Origin of the sequence: Falsiphaeobacter marinintestinus (assembly GCF_007923355.1) — a bacterium.
Taxonomy (GTDB): Bacteria; Pseudomonadota; Alphaproteobacteria; order Rhodobacterales; family Rhodobacteraceae; genus Phaeobacter_A; species Phaeobacter_A marinintestinus.
Map to the genome: position 1 here is coordinate 140280 of NZ_VOGO01000009.1, position 23308 is coordinate 163587.

Below are 23308 nucleotides of genomic sequence, written 5' to 3' on the forward strand. Positions count from 1 at the left end.
TCAGAGCAGCGGCTGGTTGCCGTTGTTTTCGCCAAAAGCTTCTTCGCGATAAAGCCCAAGTGATCGCATGACGGGCAGGTCGTTCAGGCAAAACAAGCACGCGTCTTGCGTGCTCGACCCGTTCACATGCTCGTGCCAGGCCCATGACGGCACACAAAAGATGTCGCGCTCGGACCAGTCAAAACGTTTGCCATTGATGATCGAATGACCCGATCCTTTGGCGACGTGATACAGATAGCTGCCGGTGTGGCGATGCGCTTTGGTGTGCTCGCCCGGTCGGAGCATTTGCATTGACGCCCCCATGGTCTTCATGACCGGGCCATTGGTGGTCGGGTTCACGTATTCCATCATCACACCGTCAAAGGGTGAGCCATCTGTCGCAGTCGCGTATTTGGCAAGCGCGTCATAGGTCGGCTCCCATTCATATTTGAACATCGGGGAATACCCATTGTTCCAATCGCCTCCCGACGGGGTCAGCCCGGGGTTGCCCCATGTCTTGGTCATGTCATCGACGGGAAAGGCCACAGGTTCGCTGAGATCCGGGTGAACTTCGTAAAAGTTCGCTTCCAGCGCGTTGACCAGAGGAATGTCCAATCCATCCTGCCAGATGCAGGGCGTGCCCGATGCTTCGACTGCGTGCTCGTGCCATGTGCCGTTGGGCGTCAGGACAAAATCGTTCCGGCCAAGGGTCATCTTGTGCCCGTCCACCACGGTATAGGCACCGGTCCCTTCCATGATGAAGCGAATGGCCGAGGCAGAATGGCGGTGGGCGGACGCGCGTTCGCCGGGGTTCATCACCTGCAGGCCAGCATAGATCCAGCCGACGGCGGCATGGACGTCCTGTCGCCCCGGGTTGTTGAGGTAAATGACCCGGCGTCCGGCTTTCTCAGGCGTCACCAGATCGACCGAGCGCAACACATGCGCGCGTAGATCGTTGTACCGCCAGACGACGGGGACACTTTCTGATTTGGGCTCCCACGGTTCGATCTTGTTGGCCACCGTCCACAAGGCACCAGCCTCGTATTTGATCAGGTCGTCGTAATAGGCCAGAAGCTCAGGCGTATCTTCAACATTGGCACGTCCAGCCACGTCTTCGCGATGATTTTCATGGAATCGGGACATGGGAATGCTCCTGTCGAAATCGGTCACGGAAGGCTCTCACAGATCCCTGGTGTGATCAATAATTTTCGAAAATATGCAAATGTTCGATTTTCCCTGTGACGTCTGGATGATTGCTGTAGACTAGAAAAATGACCCTTGCCAACAAAGCCTATGACTGTATCCGCCTCGACATCATCAAGGGTGTTCTGGCCCCGGAAACCGCATTGCGGCTTGCGGATCTTCGGGACCGATATGGGATGGGGTTTTCACCGCTGCGCGAAGCCCTGAACCGGTTGCAATCGGAACGCTTTGTCGATGTTGCTGACCTCAAGGGGTTCCGGGTGGCCCCGTGGTCTTTGGATGAAATGAACGACGCCATTTCAACGCGGATCGAGATCGAGACCAAGGCCCTGAAAGCCGCGATTCAGCAGGGAGATGATGCGTGGGAGTCCGGCATCGTTTCGGCGCTGCACGGGTTGAACAAACAAGCCGACCGGCTGTCGGTCGGGGGCGATTTCTGGGAACTTGAGGCACGGCATTATCAATTCCATCGCGCCCTGATCAGCGCGTGCGGATCAGAATGGAAACTCAGGTTTTTCGATCAACTCTATGGGGCGACAGAACGGTATCGCATTCCGGCGTTGCTGAACCAGACCAGCGGCCCGAACCGGGACATCAAGAAGGAGCACAGCGCCCTTGCCGAGGCTGTTCTGGATCGCGACGCAAGGGGGGCGTGCAGCAAGCTTCAGGCGCATTACAAGAGCACCGCAGATTGGATCACCCGCCAGATGAAAGACCCCGATGCACAGGTCAGCCTGTCCTGAGGCGGGCGGTCTATGTTGTAAACTCGCGGATCACCTGACTGTGAATCCCGGAGATAAAATGTCCAGTGAATCGGTTGGATGATCTGACTGTCGCGGAGCAGAATTCCGCATTCTGACATCCTCAGGCTGGTCGCGTTTGGGATGGGCATTGCGATACTCACGGAAACGGTGGCTGACACTCTGGCCCCTGGACTGAAGCTGATTGCGCTGGAGGGCGTTTCAGACAGCCTTGATACGATTGCGGGCTGGAGAACAGACCAGAGCAATAGCGCAAAGGACCATTTCATCTCATTTCTGAAGGGTACGCTGCCGGAACAGCCCGACATCGCTTAGCGTCAAGCCGTTTGTTTCATGGGTGCGGTCCGAAAGGCCCAGCTTTGCGAGATGAAAGAAGCGGGTCCTGAACCGGGGTCGATGTGATCTGGTTTTTAGGCGTGACCGATGTCAGTTTCAAAGTACCCGCCTTACGCTTCTGCATGCCGGGTAAGCAGTTTCCTGTAAGCGGCTGCAAGTTTCACATTATGACGTTCAAGCGGTTGCAGGATCTGAACGATTTCATCGTCATATCCGCTGTCCGAGATACTGATCCTGCGCCCGTCTTTCAGTTCAAGCTCCATACCGGTACGATCGCGGGCCAACAGCAGCGATCCGGCGCCACCATACTGCCCTTTCGCGATCATGAATGGCACAAAAACATAAAGCCATTTCGGCAGGCCTCGCTTATACCGGCGCACTGATTTGATGGTGTCAAAAGCAACGTTTCGTTGAGAGAACGCCGACGAAATTACATATTCTTTGGTTTTGACCAAGATCCAATAGCTGGCGTGCAGCGCCCCGATAACCCAGAGGCTGGATGAGACCAGCCCCATGGGCCATAGCACAACGGACGAGGGATGGATCGTGCCCCAATGTGGCTCGCTCATGGCGGCCCAGATCGGAAAAACGAAGAACAGCGACGACAGCACAAACCCGATCCAGTCAGGGCCGACCTGCGTTGCACCGGCATCGTATCGAAGCGCATTCTTCGGCGCCTGAACGGCAGGAAGGTACACGTAAACAGCAACCGAAAGTGCACCCAGAGCAAGTGCCAAGCCATACGCACTGCGCCCAACCATGCTTAACCCGGCAATCAGCGACGCCAGGACGACAATCCGTCGAAAAAACTCTCTCCGGCCCATTCTGGTCATTCTGTGCCCCCCTGCCTGAAATCGGTATGCAGATGGGGCAAGCCCGGCAATGACATGCATCAAATGTCATGTTTTCCCGACCGTCGCGGGCCGCTTTCGGGTTGATCTGCATCATTGCCGGTCAGGTCTGACGCCGACAAACTTCGTCAAAGAAATGAGGTGTCTACGCCATGATGAGTCTCAGCAGATATTGTCGGACTGCGCTTTTATCTGCGATGTGTCTTTTGGCGTCGCCCGTCGCCACACAGACCCTTCAGGACAGCTTCGGATCGCTGATCCAGCCCATCACCAAAGGCAGCGGCCCATCCGAACACATCACCGGCTTCAGGGCGGCTTCGGATGCGGCCCAGAAGCGGCTGGACGACGACACTGTCGGCCAGCTGGGGCGGGCGCTGATTTCCCAAAGTGGGGCGGCGCAGCGCGAAGCCGAGCTGAACCTTGGCATCCAGATCCTTGGCGATACCCAAGGCAGCTTTGGCGCGCTTGGCACGTTGGCCGAGCATGCGTTGTGGGTCGAGTCATTTGGCGACGTGAACAACGCGATGAACAATATCGGGCTGGTTCTGGCGCTGGCCCAGGTTGCGCGCGATGGCTGGAACGGCAATGATTCCGCTGCGCTGACCGGTGGCATCAAGGCTTGGATGAACTTTGTTGTCGGGCGGTTTGGAACCGGGGCGATGCAGATCGGGTCGGTCGCGGTCTTTGTCGTCGACGTTACCCTGCGGGAATGGCAGTCGGGACTAAGCGCGATCGCCAACGACCTTTGGACTTGCCGCTATCTGGCTTGGTATCAGGAACATCCGCGCAAGATCAGCGAATGGACGGAGGAAGCCTGGAAGCTTTACCTGGCATCTGAAAAGGACGGGCAGGCGGCCTATGCCACCTATATCGACGCGATGTTGAACAGTTGGGTTCACCGCGCCTTTCTTGACCCCGAAATTGCCACCTATGGCAACTGCGGCGGGTCTTCGTTTGGCGGGCGGTCCTATATCGAAGCGGCGATTGAGGCCGAGAACAAGGCCGTTCTGCAAAAGATGCTTGCTGACAAGGTCATGCCGATCATCGGAGCGCGCGCCTGGGACCGGACGCTAAAGGCGCAGGTTCGCGATGCTGAGGCAAGTCTGATGCCCAAGCTGAACAGAACCGTAACGCTTGAGGTTACGGCCTATGGCTATCCCGGTGGCACGCAGGTGGTGATGCCGTTGCCTGCGGGTGGGGAGTGGAAGGGGAAGCTGCGTGACGATGGCACGTTCAAAGCCGCATTGACGCGGTTTGCGATCCTCAAGGCCAGGTTCCCGGACAAGCTGCGCCTTGAGGGCCCTGAGGGCCCCGAAGAACGCGGGCTAATCCTGAAGGGGGACAAATTGGTGGCCATGTTCGGCACCCCCGAAACGCCCATTGTCACCCGTTTTACCCTGTCCGAGCACTCCGGAAGTTGCACAATCAAGCGTATTTCCAAAGATGGTACGGTCAGTCAGGAGCAGATTGACGACCCGGCACACCCGGATCAAGCGGTCGATTTCGCGATCCTCAGAACCGGGGCCTGGGTGTTTGGTCAATATGCGCCCGACACCGGTTGGAAAACCACCTCTCCGGCGCTGGGCACAGGCGATGCGATCGATTTCGGAGCCCCCTATTTCGACCGCATCTCGGGGTTCAGCAACTGTGACATGGGCTTTTTGACAAACAGCCAGATCGTCGAAGGCACCTGTCGTGTTACCCGTTATGACGAAAAGCAGGTCAGTGCCAGAACCTGGATTCAGAGAACATGCACAGCGCCCGCATCGCTTGAACTGGCCGGCTTTTTTGCTTCGGTCATGACCGGAGAGATGACTTGGTACCCGCTGGATGGGCCGGAAGGCGCAATGCTTGTCCAGATCCTGAATATGGGTCTGCAGAAGGGGTTCTCGGGCGGCGCGCCGGACCTTTCTGGTCAGAATATGTTTCCCGGCATGCCGTCCGTGCCGCCCGTTTCCGGAGAGAGCGAATGACCTGTTTTTCTGCCCGACTTACCTGTCTCGTCCTTGCAATCGCCTTGTTCGGTGTTCCGGGAATTGTCGGGGCGCAGGCTGAGGATGACTATGATGCCTTCGGGATTGTCGACGACAGTGCCACGATTGATCCTGCCGCCCCGGAAGGCTCTGGGATGGCTCCGCCGTTACCTGTGCCATTGACCGAAGACGCCGCAGCACCGGTCGCACCGGATCCGGGCCTTTCGGGCGTTGAGGCGGTGCCCGTGGCACAGCCGCCGTCAGACTGGCAACCGTTCAGCTTTGCCGAAGTCACCGCATGGATGCCGCCAGATTTTGTGGCCATGCAGGAAGACGACGAAGGTGAACTCTATTTCGGCGGCGACAAGGCCAAGCTGACGGGCCTTGGCTTTGGGGTCATTCTGATGCCCTCGGACGAAGCCGAAGAGATGCCGCCCAACACACAGCAACTGTTGGACAAACAGGTCAGTCTAGACGGTCAGGCTATGCGGTGGCGCGAACTTGAGATTGAGGAAGGCGATTTGAAAATGTCGCTGATCATGATCAGCCGCCCACGCCCCACCGAACCCGACCTGACAACCACTCTGATCGCCACCGTTTACAACATGCCAATGGAACAGGGCCGTGATGTGCTGAACGCCATTTTGGGAACTGTGCGGGTCGGAACACCGCCGCACCCGGGCCAGATTGGCGAAGGCCTGAATGGGCTGGTCGGCTATGACGTGCCGAAAGACTGGCGTATCAATGCCGGGCCAGAGGCGCGTCGGATCGGTTTCTGGCCACGCGGCTATTCCGGCTATGTCGTCTTTTCACGCGGTCTTGCCGTGACCGGAGACGGCGGCGCCGACGAAGATGTTCCCGCCGGTGTCGCGCCGGTGCCAGCCGAGATTTACGGCCAGCCTGCGGATCTTTTCAGCTGGACGCAGGATCAGGCCGAATTTTACGTGGGCACCAGATTGGTGAAGGGGCGGATGGCCTATTATCGGCTGAACCAGTGCCTTGACGGCGAGCGGCTTGCGGTGATGATCGCAGGTGCCCCCGATGTTATTGATGCGGAAGAATTTCGCGCGGTGCTGCGCAAATTCACTCTGAACCTGCCGTCGGAGTTGACGCCGTGTCCGGATACGCCCGCAGCCACAACGCAGGTGATCCCTGCGCCGTCCGTTACTGACACCGCCGCCCAACCGCCTATCACCGGGACAGCCGTCGACGTTCGGGGCGTAACCTATATTCTGCCCGAGGGCTGGACCGCGCAGTATGACAGCCCCGGTGACAAGATATTTGCCAGCCCCGACGGGCGCTGGACGCTGCTGTCTTTCTGGTGGTTCCCGGACGAACCGTTGCTGGGGTACGACGATATCAAAAAGGTCGAGAACCTGGTTGTTGACCACGAGCCGGTAACCCGGATCCACATCGCGACAATGAACGCGCAGTCGATCCAGAACGTCACCGAACGCGCGCGGAGCAATGGCGACCGGTTTATCTTTACGCTGGAAGGTCGCGGAGTCGACGAAGCTGAACTTCAGATGATGCACGACAAGTTGGTCGCTAACCTGCATCTTCAGGGCGGTTTTGATCCCTCAAAACGGGTGGATCCCATGGCCGAGGCGACAACGTCGGCCCCGACGATCACCCCTGTGGTCGCCCCCAAACTTGTGGTGACTGCGCCAGTTCCGGTCGGTGTCTTGGTCGATTTTGCAGACGGGGTACAGGGCTGGACCGGAGAGTATGCCAACCTAACCGCGCGTCGCGACGGCGGGCCGAACGGAACCGGTGTGCTGGAGATTTATACGCCTGGGGATGGTCAGGACGGCTATCTGATCGCACCCGACCGTCTGCTGGGCGACTGGTCTGGAAATGACCGCTTGCGGGTGACGATCAAAACCGAAAACGGACGCTATTTTGATGCGTTCGAAGAAGAGGCTTACGGTGACATCTATCTGGCTAACGGCCCCTTGACCGCCGCAATCGCCTTTCCGACGCGGGTCAGTGCCGACTGGACAACCAAAGAGGTATCTTTCGACGGTACGGGTTGGGTATTGGGCGGTGGCGCGGGTTCGGTTGCCGAGGTGATCGCCAATGTCACCGATTTCCGCATTCGTGGCGAGTTTCTGATCGGCAATGCCACTGCTTGGCTGTCGTCGGTAGAGTTGATCGGCAGTGCCGCTGTTACTCCGGTCGCTGCTCCGAAACCCGGAGGTTGGAGCATCTACCAAAATCCCCGCTTCGGCACCCGGATCGACTATCCATCGGGTCGGTTCCATGCGTTGCCAGCACCAGAGAACGGAGACGGGCGAACCTTTGAAACAGCAGACGGTCGTATGCGGTTTCTGGTCTTTGGTCAGAACCAGATTGACGGTTTGGACGCCCGGGCGATGATGGCGCGTGATCGGGACTGGGGCAGCTATGACCAAGTCACCTACCAGACGTCAGGCAGCGGTTGGTACGTGATGACGGGCTACGTCGGCAACAAAATCTTTTATCGCAAGGTGGTGATCGATAGCAGCGCCGGGGTGGTGCATGTGTTCGAGATCACCTATCCGAAAGCCGCCCGCGCCAGCTTGGATGCCGTTGTCACGCGCATGTCCAAATCTTTCGGCCACCAAACCCCGTGACGCTGCCAGAAGCCGCATCACCAACACATTTAGCGGGTGTCATGGCCGATCGATGATGAAATCCGGGTAAATTCCTGCGGCATCAATTGAGGTGGTGACGTCTGATCCGGCGAAGAACCCATAGCCTGAGATGAGGGCCGTTTTTACACCGGCAACCTGCCCGCCAAGGATATCTGTGTGCAGGCTGTCGCCGACCATCACAATGCGCTTGGGGTTCGGGTGGTCCAACTGGACAAAAGCAAGATCGAAAATCGTCCCAAAGGGCTTTCCGAAGAACTGAGGAACCACGCCGGTCTGGTCTGCCAGGCGATGCGCAAAAGCCCCCGGTTCGGTAGAAAAGCCTGTTTCGCGGGGGGCCACGATATCGGGGTTTCCAACATAGACCGGACGTGGGTGTGCGATCAGCGTGGCCTCAAGCAGGGCCTGACGCTGTTCCGTCCAGGCAGCGCTGCCGATCAACAAAAACGCCTCGGCGGCCTCATAGGCGGCAAGATCATCCGCAAGATAGGTCACGTTCAGGTCTTCCAGATCTGCGCGCCCAAGGCTTTCGGTTGCCATCATGCCCCAATGGCGGGCAGGTTCAGACCTTAACCCATGCAAAAGCGCTTTGCGGCTGGTGATGACGTCTTCGGGCGCAAAGTCATACCCAAGACGCTTGTACTTTTCCATCAGGTTGGCGTGGGGAAACCCGGCTGCGTTCGAAACGATCAGGACCCGTTTGCCTGCTTTCTGCAAACCCGCCACACGGTCCGGAACGCCGGGAATGGCGGTTTCACCAATGTTCAGCACCCCGAAGGCATCAAGCAGAAAGGTATCGACCTGATCGGCCAGCGCGTCGAGGTTTGGCAGTCGCACGCACGCGCCTCGGCCCGAGGGCGCAGGCAGCCGCTGGCGGACGTTTTCGTAAGCGGCAAACGCCTCGGCGAGGTTCAAATGATAGCTCCGCGGACTTTGGCTGACACCCACTCAGAGATGACAACCGCGGCCAGGATGACCAGCAGGATCAGCGACACTTGCGGCCATGCAAGCACGTTCAGCGATGAGGACAGCTGCAGACCAATGCCGCCAGCACCGACAAGACCCAGCACCGTGCTTTCGCGGATGTTGATATCCCATCGGAACACGGCGACGCCAGCAAAGGCGGGCAGGATTTGCGGTACGATGCCATAGGCCATGATCTGCCAGCGTGACGCGCCAGTTGCGGAAATTGCCTCGACCTGACTTTCGTCGATTTCCTCAATCGCCTCGTACAGCAGCTTGGCGCAAAACCCGATTGACCGGATCGCGATGGCGATGACGCCTGCAAACACTCCCGGACCGATGATCGCGATCAGTAGCAATGCCCAGATCAGCGAGTTGATTGAGCGGGTCGAGACGATGATCAGCAGTGCAATGGGACGCACGATAAAGCGGGACGGCGTTGTGTTGCGCGCGGCCAGAAACGCGACCGGCACGGCCAGTATTAGCGCGATGATCGTGCCAAGCGTTGCAATGTTGAGCGTGTCCCAGATGGGTTTGCCCAACTGGGTGATGTATTCCCAGCGCGGTGGTGTGGCCCGTGTCCAAATGTCATTGGCGATGCGCGGCGCGTCCCAGACAAAAAACCATGTGGTGGATTCCGAAATCTGCTGCCAGCAATAGGCAAAGATCGCAACGCCGATCAGCCACATGACCCAGTGCATCAGGCTTTCGCGACCTGAGCGGCGCTGCCAGATCTTCTGGCCCTTTCGATCCTGTACGGGCATTACTGAACCCTCGCGCGGATGATGCCAGAGAGGTATTCCAGCGTCATGACGATCACGATGATGATCAGCAAAATGGCTGCTGCCGTGTCGTATTCATAGCGGTCAAACGCGGTGTTTAGTGTGGCTCCGATGCCGCCGGCCCCGACCAGCCCCAGAATGGCACTTTCGCGGAAGTTGATGTCAACGCGGTAAAGACTTAGCCCGATCAGGCGCGGCATGACTTGCGGTTGCACGCCATAATTGATCCATTGCGTCCACTTGGCACCAGAGGCCTTGATCGCTTCGGCCTGAACCTTGTCCATGCTTTCGATGTCTTCGGCTAGCAGCTTGGACAGGAACCCAATCGTCGCAAAGCTGAGCGTCAGGAAGCCCGCCAGCGGACCGAAGCCAAAGATGGCCACCAGAAGAATGGCCACGATGATCTCTTGCAGGGCGCGGCTGACTGCGATGATCGCACGGCAGATCAGGTAGACGGGCAGGGGGGCCACATTTCGGGCCGCCCCAAGGGCAATCGGGATCGAGATGGCGATACCGACGACCGAAGAGGCGACAGTCATGATGATGCTCTCGATCATGCCCTCCCAAATGTCGCCGGAGCGGGACGTGAAATCGGGGTTGGTGAAGGCAAGCACGAATTGCTTGCCGCGCTCAAGGCCCTCGTAGACCCGCGACCAGTTGACGTCGATCGTCATGAAGGCCGCGACAAGATAGGCGACAAAACCCAGCAGCAAGGTCCAACGCAGCCATGTTCGCTGGATGAATGGTGGTTTCTTCCACTTTTTGCCGATCAATGTGTGCAGTTCACTCATACGGCGGCCTCAAGAACGTCGTCCTCATCCTCGTCCACAGTTTCGATCGTGGCTTCCCAGTCTTCTTCGCCGTAGATCGTGGTCAATACGTCGGATGTCAGGCCCTCAGGCGGGCCGTCAAATTCGATGGCGCCAAAGCGCAGCCCGATGACGCGCTGTACAAACATCTGGGCCAGGGCGACGTCGTGGATGTTGATGATCGCGGCCAGCCCGCGTTCTTTGCAGAGCTCGCAAATCAGTCGCATGATCTGGCGCGAGGTTTTCGGGTCAAGCGACGCGGTTGGCTCATCCACCAGCAAAAGTGCGGGGTTCTGGATAAGCGCACGGCAGATGCCTACGCGTTGACGTTGGCCGCCGGACAGCTCGTCCGCGCGTTTGTCGGCCATATGGGCTAGCCCAACGCGATCCAGAAGGCGGAACGCCTCGTCCACATCCGTTTGCGGGAACCGTCGCAGGAAGCTGCGCCAGAAGCCCACATAGCCCAACCGGCCGGACAGGACGTTTTCCATCACGGTCAGACGTTCAACCAGCGCATATTCCTGAAAGATCATGCCCATGCGCCGCCGTTCGCGGCGCAGCGCCCCCGAGGACAGGTCGGTCAATTCGACATCCCCCAGATACACCTTGCCCGAGGTCGGTTCGACCAGCCGGTTAATGCACCGGATCAGGGTGGACTTGCCCGCACCTGACGGGCCGATCAGCGCCAGAACCTGCCCTTCGGGCACTTCCAGCTCGACCGCTTTAAGGGCCTGATCGCCCGTCTTGTATGTTTTCACAAGCTTATCAAGCCGCAGCATGAAAGCCTCCCCGCCCCAGTTTTTTGTTGAAAAAGGCGGGTCCGAAGACCCGCCTGTTCAGAGGTTATTCACACGCGTAGCTGACGCCGTTTGCGGTGTCGATCTTGCGGATAACTTCCCAGAATTCCTGATAAGTCATCGGCAGGAACTGGCCTTCGTTCGACTTTTCAAACTCGGCCTGCAGGCTGGTGCCTTCCCATTCGAAGTTGAAGAACGCATTGCGGATCTTCTCTTTCAACTCGGGCGTCAGGTTGTGTGCCGTGCCAAAGCCTGTGGTTGGGAAGGTCTGCGATTTATAGATCGTCACGACCTGATCGGGATTGATCACATCGCGGCTGATCATCCGCGCCTTGACCGAGTTCGCGATCGAGGCGGCCATGTAGTCTTTGTTGGCAACGCCCAGGATCGAGTTGTCGTGCTTGCCCGAATACACAGGTTCAAAATCACGTTCGGGCAGCATGTCGAAATCGCCCTTCAGGATCGCGCTTGGTGCCTTGAAGCCAGAGTTCGATGTCGGCGAGGTGAAGGCGAGTTGCTTGCCTTTGATGTCCTCGACCTTTTCGATGCCAGAGCCGGGGTAGGTGATGATTTCCATCTCATAGCCGAAATTGCCGTCTTTGGACGCCATGATCGTGAACGGGTTGAAGCCCGCACAGTTCACCGCCAGCGGGTTGGACCCGGTGTTGAAGCCCGCGATGTGCAGACGGCCCGACCGCATTGCCTCAATCTGGGCGGCGTTGTTCTGGACCGGGAAAAAGACAACAGATTTGCCGGTTTCGGCTTCAAGATGTGTCAGAAAATCAGACCAGGCCTCTTTATAGACGGCGGGGTCTTCCACTGGCGTATAAGCGAAAATGAGCGTGTCGGGGTCAACCTGATCCGCCGGATCTGTGGGCGTATCGGCGATCAGATCACCATCCACATCGCAAAAGCGCTTATCCAGATCGCCGCGCGGACAGTCCTGTGCCGCAGCCGGCCCGGCAAGAGACAGCGCAAATGCAAAGGCCGCGCCGGACAAAAGTGTGTTCATCAGTTTCATTGTAAAATCCTCCCAGAAATCAGAGGTTATCTGTAAAGTATGATTTTACAAGGCGGTATCTGATGCGGGCTTCAGTTCCCTGAAGGCGTCATGCGGGGGCCATTTGGCAAAACGCCCCGTTTCAGGGGCTAAGGCAGGTCACGTGGTATCAACAATCAGGTCGAGATGCTTTTCGAGATAGATCTTGAACCACGGCGTGAAGCGTATGGGGTGAACACGTACCTCCTGGATCAGATCATCAAGGTCGACCCACCGGACGTCCATCACCTCATCCGGGTTGGGTGTGATGCTGATATCGGATGCCGCCTCGCCACAATAGATTTCAACCACTTCGTGCTCGATTAGATGGTCGCCGACATTGGCGCGGTATTCAACCTGACCGCAATGGCGCAACACAACGTCCGATACCCCAAGCTCTTCCTTCAATCGACGGGATGCAGATATGTGCGAGCGTTCGCCCCAATGCGGGTGGGTACAACACGAATTCGCCCACAGGCCGGGTGTGTGGTACTTGGTCTGTGCGCGTCTCTGGATCAGCGTCTTGCGGCCCTGCATGATGAACACCGAAACGGCCATGTGCCGCAGGCCCAGGCGGTGCGCCTCCAATTTGTCGAACGGAGACAATTTGTTGTTGATCCACGTGGGAATAAGCAAGTCCATTGGCAGAGTATTGGCGCACTGGGGCCAATATGGGCAAGAAAAACCTGACGAAAGACTACCGGCCGCAAGGCGAATGACACACTTGCAGAACCGATCATCCTGCCTGGATCAAGGCAGGTTGCACCCGCCTTGGCCGGATAAAATGTTGTAATTTCGCGCATCTTCCGCAATCCTTGGTTGCGGTCTGCATCTTTCTTGGGAGGGTAAAGAGGTTGCCGGATACGACAAGGTCATCAAGCGATCGGATTTCCGGCGGGCTCTACAATGATATCCTTTCTGGGATACTGATGGGTGAGTATCCACCGCAGTCTTCGCTACCAACTGAAACCAGACTGGCCACGGATTATGGTATTTCACGTACCGTCGTTCGGTCCGCGCTGGATCTTCTGAAACGCGCAGGGTTGGTCGAGTCTCGTCAGGGATCGGGTACGGTCGTTGTGGAGTTTGAACCGCAAGCTCTGGCTCAGCTCAACCGCGATGCGCAATTGCCCGAGTTGAGAGACTGTTTTGAGTGTCGGGCCAGCATTGAACCGGATATCGCCGCCATCGTTGCCGCCAATTTGTCAAAGCCAGCACGCGCGTATCTTGAGGATCAGAAGCGATCCCTGAACGAAGGGGATGAGGGCACCGAATACGAGCGATCCGTCCGCGATGCGGATTTCCATATCAAGCTGGCAGAATTTTCGACCAATTCATTTTTCGTTTCGATTATGAACCAGTTGCGACCTCATATGCTGTTTGCAATGAACATCACCAAGACGCTGACCAGCCGGGCTCACCGCAACCACATCAACTTGTCGCGGCTTGAGCACCTTGAGACCATCGCTGCAATTCTGAATGAGGATTCGGACGGTGCCCGTGCCTCGATGCGGCACCATATCGACAGTAGCACCGCTCGAATCTTTCAGAATCAGAGCGAGAGCTTTACCTAACGTAACTTTTTTTCGAGCGCTCGCGACCGTTCAATAAAACGCAAATATATTCAATATCAGATGGTTATGGGGAATTCATGTGGTTCTGCGTCAAAATTTGTTCACAAAAACAAATAGCCGCATTTCAGATGCCGGATACTGTGGGAGGTGCAAAAACCAAAAAGACCACGATCTAGGGAGAAGAAATATGGCGTTTTGTAAGACCTTGATGACGGGGGCAGCCCTGTTCGCAGCAGTTGGTATCGGCGCGGCGACGACGGCACATGCTGTGGATATCAAGCTGGAACCATACGTGACGGGCGTGAATACGCCGCTGGCCATGGTTCAGCCTGCCGGTGACGATCGGCAATTCATTATCGAACAGTTCGGAAAAGTCCGCGTCATCGATGGGGATGGCAATCTGCTTCCGACACCTTTCCTGGACATTCGCAACAAGATCGTCACCCAATGGCACGATTTTGACGAGAGGGGTCTGCTGGGTCTGGCGTTCCACCCCGATTTTGCCAACAATGGCAAGTTCTATGTCGCCTATTCGACCACCACAAACTTTCAAGGCGATCTGGGCAAACTGTTCTGGTGGGATCACACCAACACTGTCGAAGAGTACACGGTGTCTGCCGATGACCCCAATGTGGCCAATCTTCATTCGGGCCGGATCATCTCTGAAATCGACTGGCCACAGTTCAACCACAACGGTCATTGGATCGGCTTTGGTCCGGACGGCATGCTGTATATCTCAACCGGCGATGGCGGTTATGCCAATGACTGGGGGATTGGTCACAATGTGACCGAGGGCAACGGCCAGGACCTGAGCGTTCTGCACGGTAAAATCCTGCGCGTCGACGTCGACAACCCGTCGGACGGTCGCAACTATGGCATCCCGGCGGACAATCCGTTTGTCGGAAATGACGAAGCGGCCCCGGAAATCTGGGCCTATGGTTTGCGCAACCCATGGCGGTGTTCTTTCGACATGGGCGGCGACAATGCGCTGTTCTGTGGCGACGTTCAGCAAAACAGCTATGAAGAGATCGACATTGTCTCGGAAGGCGATAACCTTGGCTGGCGCGTGAAGGAAGCGACCCACTGCTTCGACTACACGCAGCCCGACAACCACCCTGCCGACTGCGACAGCAATGGAATGGTCGATCCGATCCTGGAGTACCCGAACTGCACCGCCAAGCCTGACGGCTGTCTGGGGATTTCGGTCACCGGTGGCTATGTTTACCGGGGTGCCCATTCAGATTGGGATGGCAAGTACATCTTTGGCGACTGGTCCAAGGGCTTTGCAGCCATGGACGGCCAGATCTTTATCGGATCCGAAGCTGACGATGGCACATGGTCGATGGAGGTTGCCAACGTGACCAACATGGATGGCAACACGCCTTACATCCTTGCCTTTGGTCAGGATGCGAATGGTGAAGTGTACGCTCTGACCTCGATCACCACGGGTCCGAACGGGACGCTGGACACGATCTATAAAGTCGTTCCCGCCAACTAAGCCGACGAACATTGCGGCGCTGCAAGCCTTCGTGCTTGCAGCGCCGTTCTGCGACTGGTTCCGACAAAGCCGAATAATTCATACAAGGTCGAATGATGTTAAAATCCCTGCCGCTTCTTTTCTCGTTTGCCGTCATGCTGTTCGCGGCGACGCCCGGACAGGCACAAGATGCTGATGCCGGTGAGAAGGTGTACAAGAAATGCAAAGCCTGCCACCAGGTGGGCCCGGATGCCAAGCACCGGACCGGTCCGATCCTGAATGGTGTCGTCGATCGTGCGGCGGCCAGCGCCGAGGGGTACAAGTACAAGAAAAGTATCGTGGCGGCGGCGGAGCAGGGTTTGGTCTGGGATGAAGCCCAGCTTATGCAGTATCTGAGCAACCCAACGCAATACCTGCGGGCGTATTTGGATAATCCCAAGGCCAAATCGGCGATGACCTTCAAGCTGAAGAACGAACAGGAACAGCGCGATGTGATCGCGTTTTTAGCCGCGCAATCGGGTGACGCCGTGGCGAAAGAAGACACCGCCGAGACAACTGCCAAGGCTGAGCCGCAATTGAGCGCGGATGAAGTGGTCGCGGCGCAGGTGTTCACCGAAGAGTTCCTGGCGGATCCGGTGAATTTCGAAGCGGGAAAAGAAATGTGGTTCGCGCAGTGCACCCACTGCCACGGCTATAAGGCCTATCCCGGCAAGGCTCCAAAGCTGAAGCCTGGTAAGTACACACCAGAGTTCGTCTTCAAGCGGGTGTACAAAGGGTTCAAGAAGATGCCCGAATGGCACGAAACCTTTTCAGTGGATGAAATCCGCCAGATCGTCGCCTATGTTAAAGCGCCCGGGTTTTCGCCCTGATCGCTATCATCGGCTGCGCGGCAGAAATGGCCGGATGATCATCCACAAAACCAATGGGGCAATGGCGCAGATCCCCATCATCATCCACGGGCGGTCCGATCCAAGGTGCCCGGCCGTGGCAAAAACGAACCCCAGCGGCACGGCCCCACAAGCCAAAGCGGTGACATAGCGCCGAAATGGCATTGCGGTCAGGCCCGCCAAAAAACTGATCGTTTCGGGCAAGACCGGCAGCCACCGTGATCCGGCAACGATCCAGCCGCCCCATTGCTGAAACAGATACTTGGCCTGATCAAATCCTTCTGCGCCGGCAAGCTTTTGTGCCGTTGCCGGTCCAATTATCCGGCAGACCTCGTATCCCAGCAGTCCGGCCAGAAATGACCCGGCGGCTGAAACGGCACCGCCAATCCAGGGGCCGTAAACGATTCCCAGTGCTGCCATAACCGCGGTGGAGGGAACCGGGAGCGCAATGTCCGAAGCGATCAGCGCGATGCCCGCAGCCCAGGCCCAGCCGCCAAAACCGCGCATCCACCCGGCAACGCCTTTTTCCGATAACGCCGCCTCCAGATCGCCGCCCCAGATTAGGAAGGGGACGATCGTGACTGCAAGCAGCAGCAGGACCAGAAGAAACAGGCGCAGCATGACCGGTCTATCGTTATTCGATCAGCAATTGTCCGGCCCGCCGTTCGCCCGGCGCTTCGATCCGGGGTTCGCGCCCGCCGCGCAGGATCGAATTGCCCTCGTAAACGGTGCGCTGATCGATGGCGGGCGGGTTCAGCCAGTCTTCTTCCTTCATCTGGCCTGACTGACCATAGGCATCCAGCGCGTTCTGATAGCAGACCTTGCGAACCGTTTCCTGCGGAATGCCGCTTTCCAGCGCCAGTTTTGCGGTCTTGGCCACGCCAAGGCTGTCGGAAATCCCCCAATCGCAAGCGCTGTCGACGATGATCCGCTCACCACCATATTGCTTGAGCAGTTCGACCATGCGGGCGTTGCCCATCTTTGTGCTTGGGTAGATTGAGAACCCGGCCCAGTACCCGCGCTGCAGCGCCTCGGCCACGGTTTCTTCGTTGTTGTGGTCGATGATCACCATCGACGGATCAACGCCCATTTCTTCGCACACGTCCATTGATCGGGACGTGCCGCGTTTCTTGTCGCGATGCGGCGTGTGCACCATGACCGGCAGGTGCAGTTCTTTCGCCAGTTCCAGCTGCAGCCGGAAGTATTTGTCTTCCAGCGGGGTTTGCTCGTCATAACCGATCTCGCCGATGGCCACGACGCCCTCTTTCAGGGCAAAGCGCGGCAGCCATTCCATGACGCCTTCGGCAAGCTCTTCGTTGTTGGCCTCTTTCGAATTCAGCCCGACGGTGCAGTAGTGGCGGATGCCGAATTGTCCGGCGCGGAACCGTTCCCAACCAACAATGGAAGACAGGTAATCGACATAGGTGCCAACATAGGTGCGCGGCTGGCCAACCCAGAATGCTGGTTCGATCAGGGCCACGACACCGGCTGCGGCCATCGCCTGATAGTCGTCGGTTGTGCGCGAAATCATGTGCGCGTGGGGGTCAATCAGCATCATTGCAACGTCTCCTCTGTCAGATGTCCATCGGCAATGGCTTGGTCCAGTTGTGGCTTGATCTCGGGGTCATTGCGGAAGGGGCGCACCGAAATCCAAAGCTCGTCAGTGACAGGACGCCCCGCCGCCCAGCGTTCCTGGGCATAGTCCACAAGAATGCGGGCCAGTTCGGGGTTTGCCCGCTCTTCCAGCCCGATGATCGGAGACAGCTGGCTGTCAACAAACAGCGCCTTCAGGATCATGTGGTTCCAGCGATGTTCGTCAAAATGATCGCGCGCATAGGGGTTCTGATGCGCAATCGCTTCGAACACCGCTTTGATGTTCGACCGTAACCCTTCGCCAACCTCGAACCCCAGAGTTTCGGGGTCGGGGTACAGCGGCAATCCGCGATAGAGCGCAATCAGTTCAGCCATATCCGCCGTGCGCCGCAGATCTTTGAAACGGTCACTGAACGCGCGGTTTCCGGCGCTGTTCAGCAAGGCGAGAACGCGGGCGGCGCCATCAATGCTCCATCCCGCCGGGGTCCAGCCGGGATGCGCTGCATCGGCCGCTTTCAAATCTGCGTCTGACAGCTCAAGGTCGGCTTTGCCCAGACGACGCGGGGCGAGCCCGAGAAATACGTGCAAGTCCTTTTCCGGACCGCCTTTTGAAATGGTCTCAAGGCTTTGAGAAACCCATTCCGCTTGATCATCGGCCTGCGCCAAAACCCATCGTCGCAACAGATCTGCTGGTGTGTCTGACAAGATTCTTCCTCCCCGAAAAATCGTTGGTTTGATCTTACGCAAACATCCCCCCACAATGCCAGTATCACGACTGCCCATTCTACAATTGTTAACGAAGGATCTTGGTCCTAGACTGATATCGAACCAAGGCGGGGAGGGGCAGATGATCAGGTTTCTCATGTCCTCAGGGCAGATTCTTGTTGCGACGCCAGCTGACTGGTTTTCCAACGTGTCCCCTGACCCCAAACTCATTCGCAAGGAGCTTTGATGCAAAAGACACTGGTCATCCTTGTCGTTGGACTGGCGCCGCATCTGGTCGGAGCACACACTCCACATCTTGCCAAACTTGCGGCACGCGGGGGGCAGCGCGCACTGAACACGGTCACGCCTGCCGTCACCTGCACCGCGCAATCCACGCTTTTGACCGGTCTGCCACCGTCGGGCCATGGCGCGGTGGCCAATGGCTGGTACTTTCGCGATCTGGCCGAGGTTCTGCTGTGGCGTCAGCCCAATCAACTGGTGGCGGGCGAAAAGATCTGGGATGCCGGTCGCGCCCGCAACCCTGATTTCACCTGCGCCAAGATGTTCTGGTGGTACAATATGTATGCCACTGCTGACTGGTCGGCGACGCCGCGTCCGATGTACCCGGCCGATGGGCGCAAGATTCCTGATCACTATGCGCACCCTCATGCGTTGCATGACGAATTGGATGCCAAACTGGGTCAGTTTCCGCTGTTCAAATTCTGGGGTCCGGTGGCCGATATCACGTCATCTGACTGGATTGCCAAATCAACGCTGCACGTGATGGAAACCCGTGATCCCACGCTGACGCTGACCTATTTGCCGCATCTGGACTATAACCTGCAACGGCTTGGTCCCGATCTGGACCACCCGCGTTTGCAGGCGGACCTGCGCGAGATCGACGATCTGTGCGGCGAACTGATCGAGTTTGCGGACAAGACCGGGCGGCGTGTCGTGGTTGTGTCCGAATACGGCATTACACAGGCGACGGATGCTGTGCATATCAACCGCGCCTTGCGCCAGGCTGGGTTGCTGGCCGTTCGCCCCGAGGAATTTGGCCGCGAAGTTCTGGATGCAGGCGCGTCCGAGGCCTTTGCGATGGCCGATCACCAGATTGCGCATATCTATGTAAAGAACCCCGACCGAATTGCCGAAGTGGCCGCTTTGGTTGCTGGCCTTGATGGGGTGGAAAACGTCTGGGACGCAGACGGCAAACGGGCCAACGGGCTGGATCACGCCCGGTCGGGAGAGTTGGTTGCCGTCAGCAAGGCGGATCGCTGGTTCAGCTATTACTATTGGCTCGACGATGAAAAGGCACCTGATTTTGCCCGCACCGTCGATATCCACCGCAAGCCGGGGTATGATCCGGTCGAGCTGTTTGTCGACCCCGAACTTCGTTTTCCGATGCTGTCGACCGGACTGAAACTGGCCAGACGAAAGCTGGGACAACGGCAGCTGATGGATGTGATTTCACTGAAAGACACCAAACTGGTGAAAGGCACCCATGGTCGGATCACCGATGATCCTGACCATGGTCCATTGGTGATTTCATCAGAGGCTGATTTGCTTCCCGAAGGCGCTGTTGAGGCGACGGATTTCAAAGCACTGGTGCTGGATCACGTGTTCCGGTGACCCGGATCAGGTGCCGGACACGACCCGCTGTAGATACAGCGTCAGGCCAAATCCGGCGACGGCCACCACAGCCAGCCCGGTCTGTCCGGTGCCTGCAATCAGGGTGGCGTCGTACAGCGACATTCCCGCGATCATGGTGACAACCGCCGTAGGCACATCGCCCTTGTTCCGGCGGAAAAGTCGACGCAAAGCCAGCAACACAACGACCAGCAGCCCAACCCAAATCGCCAGAGCCGCGATATCGCCAGCGGTTTGCATCAGTGCATAGATCAGCGGCAGCGCTAGCACGGCTAGGGGCCAGGCGCGGTCCAGCCGGTCATAGGCTTCCTGCTTGGCCGCATAGGTCAGCCCGGCAGTATAGGCCAAAAGACCCAGCGCGCCGAACACCACAGACCCGGTGAGCTGCCCAACCGCGAGAGCGGCCACAATGTAGCAGAAAAACCGGGTGACCCCCATGATGACGGGGCTTAGAGCCGTGCGCTTGTGAAGCCAGTCGTACAGAACCACGGCTGCTGCCAGACACAGCCCCGCCAAGCCAACGGTGACGCCCTGCGAAAAGGCCAAGAGGATGCCCAGCCCCAGCATGGCAAAGCCGCCGCTAAAAACGGTGCCCACCGAAATTTCGCTCATCGGGATTGGTCGGTTGGCCCGTTCGATGCCATCAATCTCGGCGTCGAATGCATCGTTCAGCCACATGCCACCGACGTAAAACAGCGTTAGCGCGCAGCCGACAATCAGAATGGCCGACAGGGATGGCTGCCCCGCCAGTACCGTGCCCGCAATGGCGTTTGTCCACACTGTAGGCAGGTTTGATACGCGCCCAAGTTTGAGAAATGTCTGATACGTCATCCGGTCACCTGGTCCAGAACCCAGCGCATTTCGCGTGCGATGTCCAAATCAACAGTTTCCCCGCGCAGCCCGCCCGGTAACACATCCCAAGTGTAAGTCTCAATTTCCAGATGCTGCGAGATCGGGTTTTCCCGGTGCAGTGCAAGGATGTCTTTGAGAAAATCCTGGGTCGACGAAAAGGCCCCCAGATCGTCAATGAACAAGGGGACATGGAAGTGCACGCGCCATTCCTCGCCGTCTGTCGCGCTGCCCAGTGCCAGCGCCTGCGGCAGATCAACCATGTTTTTCAGGCCGTCCGGTGTGCGGCGGATCACCTGGTGCAGATACGTCGGCTCGATGAAGTCGGCCAAAGCCTCTCGCTGGTCGGGGCCGACCGAGGCCACCCGCAACGCCGCGCTGAGTTGCAGCTTGTGAATCGGAATGCCAGCCTCGCGCAGCGCCGAGATACTGCCAGCCGGATCTTCGTATTCGACGGCCGCGTGGCAAACGTCATAACATAGCCCAAGATGCCGGGGCAGGGCGTCAGCAGATTGTGCCCAGGACAGACCGGTAAGCTCGGAAATTCGCGCCACGGCCTGATCGCTGAACAGATAGTGCTGAAAGAAATCGACCGTCTCGGCAATCGTTTCAAGAAAACAAAAGGGTTCCGGTTCGATTGCCAGCGCAACGGTGACCCCGCTGCGGTCTTTCAGCCTGATCAGGTGGGCCACCGATTGCAGGTAATTCTCAGTCATCTGCGCTTCGGCCCCGGCGCCCAATGGCTTGAACGTTCCCGGCACGGTGCTCAGGCTGACGCATTCGTCTTTCGGCGCAATTTCGGCCATCAAATCAGCCAGTTCATTAGTATAGCGGACCCGCACATCGCTGCGCCAATCGGGTTGATACACCTCTTCCTTGACCTTGGTTCCGTGGAACCGGCCATAGGGAAATCCGTTCACCGTGATGGCGCGGAAGTCGTTGGTGTCCAGCTGTGACTTGAGCGCGGCGCGCTTGGCCGGATCGGCCAGCTCATCCAATGCGTCACCGGAAAACCGCAGTCCGACAGCAAAGGGCGATTGCGGCGAAACAGATGCCTTAACAGCAGAAACCGGGCCTGAAAGCGCGGCTTCGACCTCGGCGAATGTCTGGGTTGGGTGAATGTTCAGGCAATAGGTCAGGTGACCGAGATTTCCCGGCAGCTTCATTCGGACCGGCTCCGCGCTTTCAGCCAATCCATCGCCTGATGCACCAGTTTGCCATCGATTTCGTGCACTTCGTGACCTTGTCCCAATCCGGTGAGCAGCGTGATCGTTAACGCCCCCCCAAGATGCTCCTGAAACTCTTCCAATCCGGTCAGGATGGACAGGCGGCCATCGGCATCCCTGCTTTCCAGGGCGGGATGCCAGATCCGCAATCCAAGGCTTTCGAGCAGCACAATGACCCGTTCCTCGTCGCCCTCGGGCAGGAGCCCGGCCAGCACCGAATACCGTGTGTCCAACGCAATGCCGATGGCCACGGCTTCGCCATGGCGGACGTGGTGGCGGGTCATCGCTTCCAGCTTGTGGGCCGACCAGTGACCAAAATCCAAAGGACGTGCCGAACCCATTTCAAACGGATCACCGCCGTGGGCAATCTGGTGCATATGCAGTTCGGCCGACCGGCGGACCATGTATTCTTCGGCCTCGGGTCTGAAGGTGGCCAAAGCGTCGGCATTGCGTTCCAGCCAAAGGTAAAACGCGGGGTCCCGGATCAACGCAACCTTGACGGCTTCGGAAATCCCGGCGATCCGCTCGCGAATGGGCAACTGATCCAGAAAGTCGAAATCATTCAGCACGGCCCAGGGCGGCGCAAACGTCCCGACATAGTTCTTGATGCCTTTGAAGTTCACCGCATTCTTGACCCCGACACCACTGTCATTCTGGGACAGAACGGTTGTTGGGACACGGATATGGCGCACGCCGCGGTGGCATGTTGCCGCCGCCAGACCAACCGCATCCAGTACGGCACCGCCGCCGATTGCAATGACATAGGAATGCCGGTCAACCGCATGGGTGTGGATTGCCGACTGAATACGCTCGACATGGGCGAGATCATTTTTTACAGTTTCTCCCCCCGGCACGACCATGGGGCGATCAATCATCACAAGCTGATCGGAATGAGCCGCGAAATAGGCATCGATTTTTGCGTCCAGATCAGGGCTTGCAAGCCCTTCGTCGACGACGAAAAGGCAACGATGCCTTTTTTCGGGTTCGTCTCGTACAACCATCTGACAAAAAATGGGATTATCAGGATCGAAAGCCCCGCGCACAAATCCAACCGGGTATTGGTAAGGGACCGAAAAGCGCTGCCATTGTATCGTGCTCGATTGGCTGCTGCTAACAGGGTCTGTTACTTTTGTCTGCATTGGTCATCCTCCCCAGGATGCGCGCGTCAATTCCATTGTCTTGACCCAGCGGCATCCTCAAGCCTAGGGTGAAGAGGCAAAT

The 23308-nt window shown here is 57.8% G+C and carries 21 protein-coding genes; 7 read left to right on the top strand and 14 right to left on the bottom strand.

Going from position 1 to position 23308, the window contains the following annotated elements; genetic code table 11:
- Positions 1–1122, bottom strand: coding sequence for a cupin domain-containing protein (locus FOY56_RS18070; RefSeq protein WP_146347334.1), 1122 nt, complete (start codon positions 1120–1122; stop codon positions 1–3).
- A 128-nt stretch (positions 1123–1250) separates the two neighbouring features.
- Between FOY56_RS18070 and FOY56_RS18075 the strand changes: the two genes are divergently transcribed.
- The gene (locus FOY56_RS18075) at positions 1251–1925 is read left to right on the top strand and encodes an FCD domain-containing protein (protein ID WP_146347336.1); all 675 of its coding nucleotides are present in this window, start codon (positions 1251–1253) and stop codon (positions 1923–1925) included.
- Between the two features lie 464 nt (positions 1926–2389).
- On the opposite strand, the gene FOY56_RS18080 is transcribed toward FOY56_RS18075, so the two are convergent.
- Entirely contained in the window at positions 2390–3112 is a 723-nt protein-coding gene (locus tag FOY56_RS18080) for a hypothetical protein (protein ID WP_146347337.1), read from the bottom strand.
- A gap of 170 nt (positions 3113–3282) precedes the next feature.
- On the opposite strand from FOY56_RS18080, the gene FOY56_RS18085 reads away from it, so the two are divergent.
- Complete coding sequence (locus FOY56_RS18085) at positions 3283–5103, top strand: hypothetical protein (RefSeq protein ID WP_146347339.1); 1821 nt, start codon at positions 3283–3285, stop codon at positions 5101–5103.
- A complete protein-coding gene (locus FOY56_RS18090; protein WP_146347340.1) occupies positions 5100–7718 on the top strand; it encodes a hypothetical protein in 2619 nt (872 codons plus the stop codon). Before FOY56_RS18085 ends, FOY56_RS18090 begins: the two co-directional genes overlap by 4 nt.
- Before the next feature lie 39 nt (positions 7719–7757).
- Here FOY56_RS18090 and FOY56_RS18095 read toward each other — a convergent pair whose 3' ends face one another.
- From FOY56_RS18095 to idi, 6 genes are all read right to left on the bottom strand, one after another.
- Positions 7758–8651, bottom strand: a complete 894-nt coding sequence (locus FOY56_RS18095; RefSeq protein ID WP_246139523.1) for an HAD-IIA family hydrolase — start codon at positions 8649–8651, stop codon at positions 7758–7760.
- The gene (gene phnE, locus FOY56_RS18100) at positions 8648–9463 is read right to left on the bottom strand and encodes a phosphonate ABC transporter, permease protein PhnE (RefSeq protein WP_146347344.1); all 816 of its coding nucleotides are present in this window, start codon (positions 9461–9463) and stop codon (positions 8648–8650) included. The genes FOY56_RS18095 and phnE (FOY56_RS18100) overlap by 4 nt, the downstream gene beginning before the upstream one ends.
- Positions 9463–10272 (bottom strand): phosphonate ABC transporter, permease protein PhnE, encoded by an 810-nt coding sequence (gene phnE / locus FOY56_RS18105; protein WP_146347347.1) that lies wholly within the window; start codon positions 10270–10272, stop codon positions 9463–9465. Before phnE (FOY56_RS18105) ends, phnE (FOY56_RS18100) begins: the two co-directional genes overlap by 1 nt.
- The gene (gene phnC / locus FOY56_RS18110) at positions 10269–11069 is read right to left on the bottom strand and encodes a phosphonate ABC transporter ATP-binding protein (RefSeq protein ID WP_146347349.1); all 801 of its coding nucleotides are present in this window, start codon (positions 11067–11069) and stop codon (positions 10269–10271) included. Before phnC ends, phnE (FOY56_RS18105) begins: the two co-directional genes overlap by 4 nt.
- A 64-nt stretch (positions 11070–11133) precedes the next feature.
- Positions 11134–12108, bottom strand: a complete 975-nt coding sequence (phnD, locus tag FOY56_RS18115) for a phosphate/phosphite/phosphonate ABC transporter substrate-binding protein (protein ID WP_146347350.1) — start codon at positions 12106–12108, stop codon at positions 11134–11136.
- A 138-nt stretch (positions 12109–12246) separates the two neighbouring features.
- A complete protein-coding gene (gene idi / locus FOY56_RS18120; protein WP_146347352.1) occupies positions 12247–12768 on the bottom strand; it encodes an isopentenyl-diphosphate Delta-isomerase in 522 nt (173 codons plus the stop codon).
- Positions 12769–12980: 212 nt separating this feature from the next.
- Between idi and FOY56_RS18125 the strand changes: the two genes are divergently transcribed.
- The 3 genes from FOY56_RS18125 (at position 12981) to FOY56_RS23655 (ending at position 16046) form a co-directional block, all read left to right on the top strand.
- Positions 12981–13700 carry a FadR/GntR family transcriptional regulator gene (locus FOY56_RS18125; protein ID WP_281288841.1) on the top strand — a complete coding sequence of 240 codons (720 nt, stop codon included), beginning with the start codon at positions 12981–12983 and terminating at the stop codon, positions 13698–13700.
- 187 nt (positions 13701–13887) lie between these two features.
- A complete protein-coding gene (locus FOY56_RS18130) occupies positions 13888–15198 on the top strand; it encodes a PQQ-dependent sugar dehydrogenase (RefSeq protein ID WP_146347356.1) in 1311 nt (436 codons plus the stop codon).
- Positions 15199–15290: 92 nt separating this feature from the next.
- Positions 15291–16046, top strand: coding sequence for a c-type cytochrome (locus FOY56_RS23655; RefSeq protein WP_186766387.1), 756 nt, complete (start codon positions 15291–15293; stop codon positions 16044–16046).
- Between the two features lie 6 nt (positions 16047–16052).
- Here the strand turns inward: FOY56_RS23655 and FOY56_RS18140 are convergent, their stop codons facing one another.
- The 3 genes from FOY56_RS18140 to FOY56_RS18150 are packed head-to-tail and all read right to left on the bottom strand — an operon-like array spanning position 16053 to position 18362.
- Positions 16053–16685, bottom strand: a complete 633-nt coding sequence (locus FOY56_RS18140) for a TVP38/TMEM64 family protein (protein ID WP_146347358.1) — start codon at positions 16683–16685, stop codon at positions 16053–16055.
- A 13-nt stretch (positions 16686–16698) separates the two neighbouring features.
- Complete coding sequence (locus FOY56_RS18145; RefSeq protein ID WP_246139524.1) at positions 16699–17622, bottom strand: TatD family hydrolase; 924 nt, start codon at positions 17620–17622, stop codon at positions 16699–16701.
- Positions 17619–18362: an EboA domain-containing protein gene (locus FOY56_RS18150; protein ID WP_146347360.1), complete on the bottom strand. Its 744-nt coding sequence runs from the start codon at positions 18360–18362 to the stop codon at positions 17619–17621. Before FOY56_RS18150 ends, FOY56_RS18145 begins: the two co-directional genes overlap by 4 nt.
- A gap of 246 nt (positions 18363–18608) precedes the next feature.
- Between FOY56_RS18150 and FOY56_RS18155 the strand changes: the two genes are divergently transcribed.
- Positions 18609–19994, top strand: coding sequence for an alkaline phosphatase family protein (locus tag FOY56_RS18155; RefSeq protein ID WP_146347362.1), 1386 nt, complete (start codon positions 18609–18611; stop codon positions 19992–19994).
- A 6-nt stretch (positions 19995–20000) separates the two neighbouring features.
- Here the strand turns inward: FOY56_RS18155 and FOY56_RS18160 are convergent, their stop codons facing one another.
- The 3 genes from FOY56_RS18160 to FOY56_RS18170 are packed head-to-tail and all read right to left on the bottom strand — an operon-like array spanning position 20001 to position 23226.
- Positions 20001–20843 (bottom strand): UbiA family prenyltransferase, encoded by an 843-nt coding sequence (locus FOY56_RS18160; protein ID WP_146347364.1) that lies wholly within the window; start codon positions 20841–20843, stop codon positions 20001–20003.
- Positions 20840–22027: a metabolite traffic protein EboE gene (gene eboE / locus FOY56_RS18165; RefSeq protein WP_146347366.1), complete on the bottom strand. Its 1188-nt coding sequence runs from the start codon at positions 22025–22027 to the stop codon at positions 20840–20842. The genes FOY56_RS18160 and eboE overlap by 4 nt, the downstream gene beginning before the upstream one ends.
- Entirely contained in the window at positions 22024–23226 is a 1203-nt protein-coding gene (locus tag FOY56_RS18170) for a 3-dehydroquinate synthase (protein ID WP_146347368.1), read from the bottom strand. Before FOY56_RS18170 ends, eboE begins: the two co-directional genes overlap by 4 nt.
- Positions 23227–23308: the final 82 nt, after the last annotated feature.

Coding starts and splice junctions, on each gene's coding strand:
- FOY56_RS18070 (WP_146347334.1), bottom strand. CDS start 1,122: ATGTCCCGATTCCATGAAAATCATCGCGAAGACGTGGCTGGACGTGCC.
- FOY56_RS18075 (WP_146347336.1), top strand. CDS start 1,251: ATGACCCTTGCCAACAAAGCCTATGACTGTATCCGCCTCGACATCATC.
- FOY56_RS18080 (WP_146347337.1), bottom strand. CDS start 3,112: ATGACCAGAATGGGCCGGAGAGAGTTTTTTCGACGGATTGTCGTCCTG.
- FOY56_RS18085 (WP_146347339.1), top strand. CDS start 3,283: ATGATGAGTCTCAGCAGATATTGTCGGACTGCGCTTTTATCTGCGATG.
- FOY56_RS18090 (WP_146347340.1), top strand. CDS start 5,100: ATGACCTGTTTTTCTGCCCGACTTACCTGTCTCGTCCTTGCAATCGCC.
- phnE (WP_146347344.1), bottom strand. CDS start 9,463: ATGCCCGTACAGGATCGAAAGGGCCAGAAGATCTGGCAGCGCCGCTCA.
- phnE (WP_146347347.1), bottom strand. CDS start 10,272: ATGAGTGAACTGCACACATTGATCGGCAAAAAGTGGAAGAAACCACCA.
- phnC (WP_146347349.1), bottom strand. CDS start 11,069: ATGCTGCGGCTTGATAAGCTTGTGAAAACATACAAGACGGGCGATCAG.
- phnD (WP_146347350.1), bottom strand. CDS start 12,108: ATGAAACTGATGAACACACTTTTGTCCGGCGCGGCCTTTGCATTTGCG.
- idi (WP_146347352.1), bottom strand. CDS start 12,768: ATGGACTTGCTTATTCCCACGTGGATCAACAACAAATTGTCTCCGTTC.
- FOY56_RS18130 (WP_146347356.1), top strand. CDS start 13,888: ATGGCGTTTTGTAAGACCTTGATGACGGGGGCAGCCCTGTTCGCAGCA.
- FOY56_RS23655 (WP_186766387.1), top strand. CDS start 15,291: ATGATGTTAAAATCCCTGCCGCTTCTTTTCTCGTTTGCCGTCATGCTG.
- FOY56_RS18140 (WP_146347358.1), bottom strand. CDS start 16,685: ATGCTGCGCCTGTTTCTTCTGGTCCTGCTGCTGCTTGCAGTCACGATC.
- FOY56_RS18145 (WP_246139524.1), bottom strand. CDS start 17,622: ATGATGCTGATTGACCCCCACGCGCACATGATTTCGCGCACAACCGAC.
- FOY56_RS18155 (WP_146347362.1), top strand. CDS start 18,609: ATGCAAAAGACACTGGTCATCCTTGTCGTTGGACTGGCGCCGCATCTG.
- FOY56_RS18160 (WP_146347364.1), bottom strand. CDS start 20,843: ATGACGTATCAGACATTTCTCAAACTTGGGCGCGTATCAAACCTGCCT.
- eboE (WP_146347366.1), bottom strand. CDS start 22,027: ATGAAGCTGCCGGGAAATCTCGGTCACCTGACCTATTGCCTGAACATT.
- FOY56_RS18170 (WP_146347368.1), bottom strand. CDS start 23,226: ATGCAGACAAAAGTAACAGACCCTGTTAGCAGCAGCCAATCGAGCACG.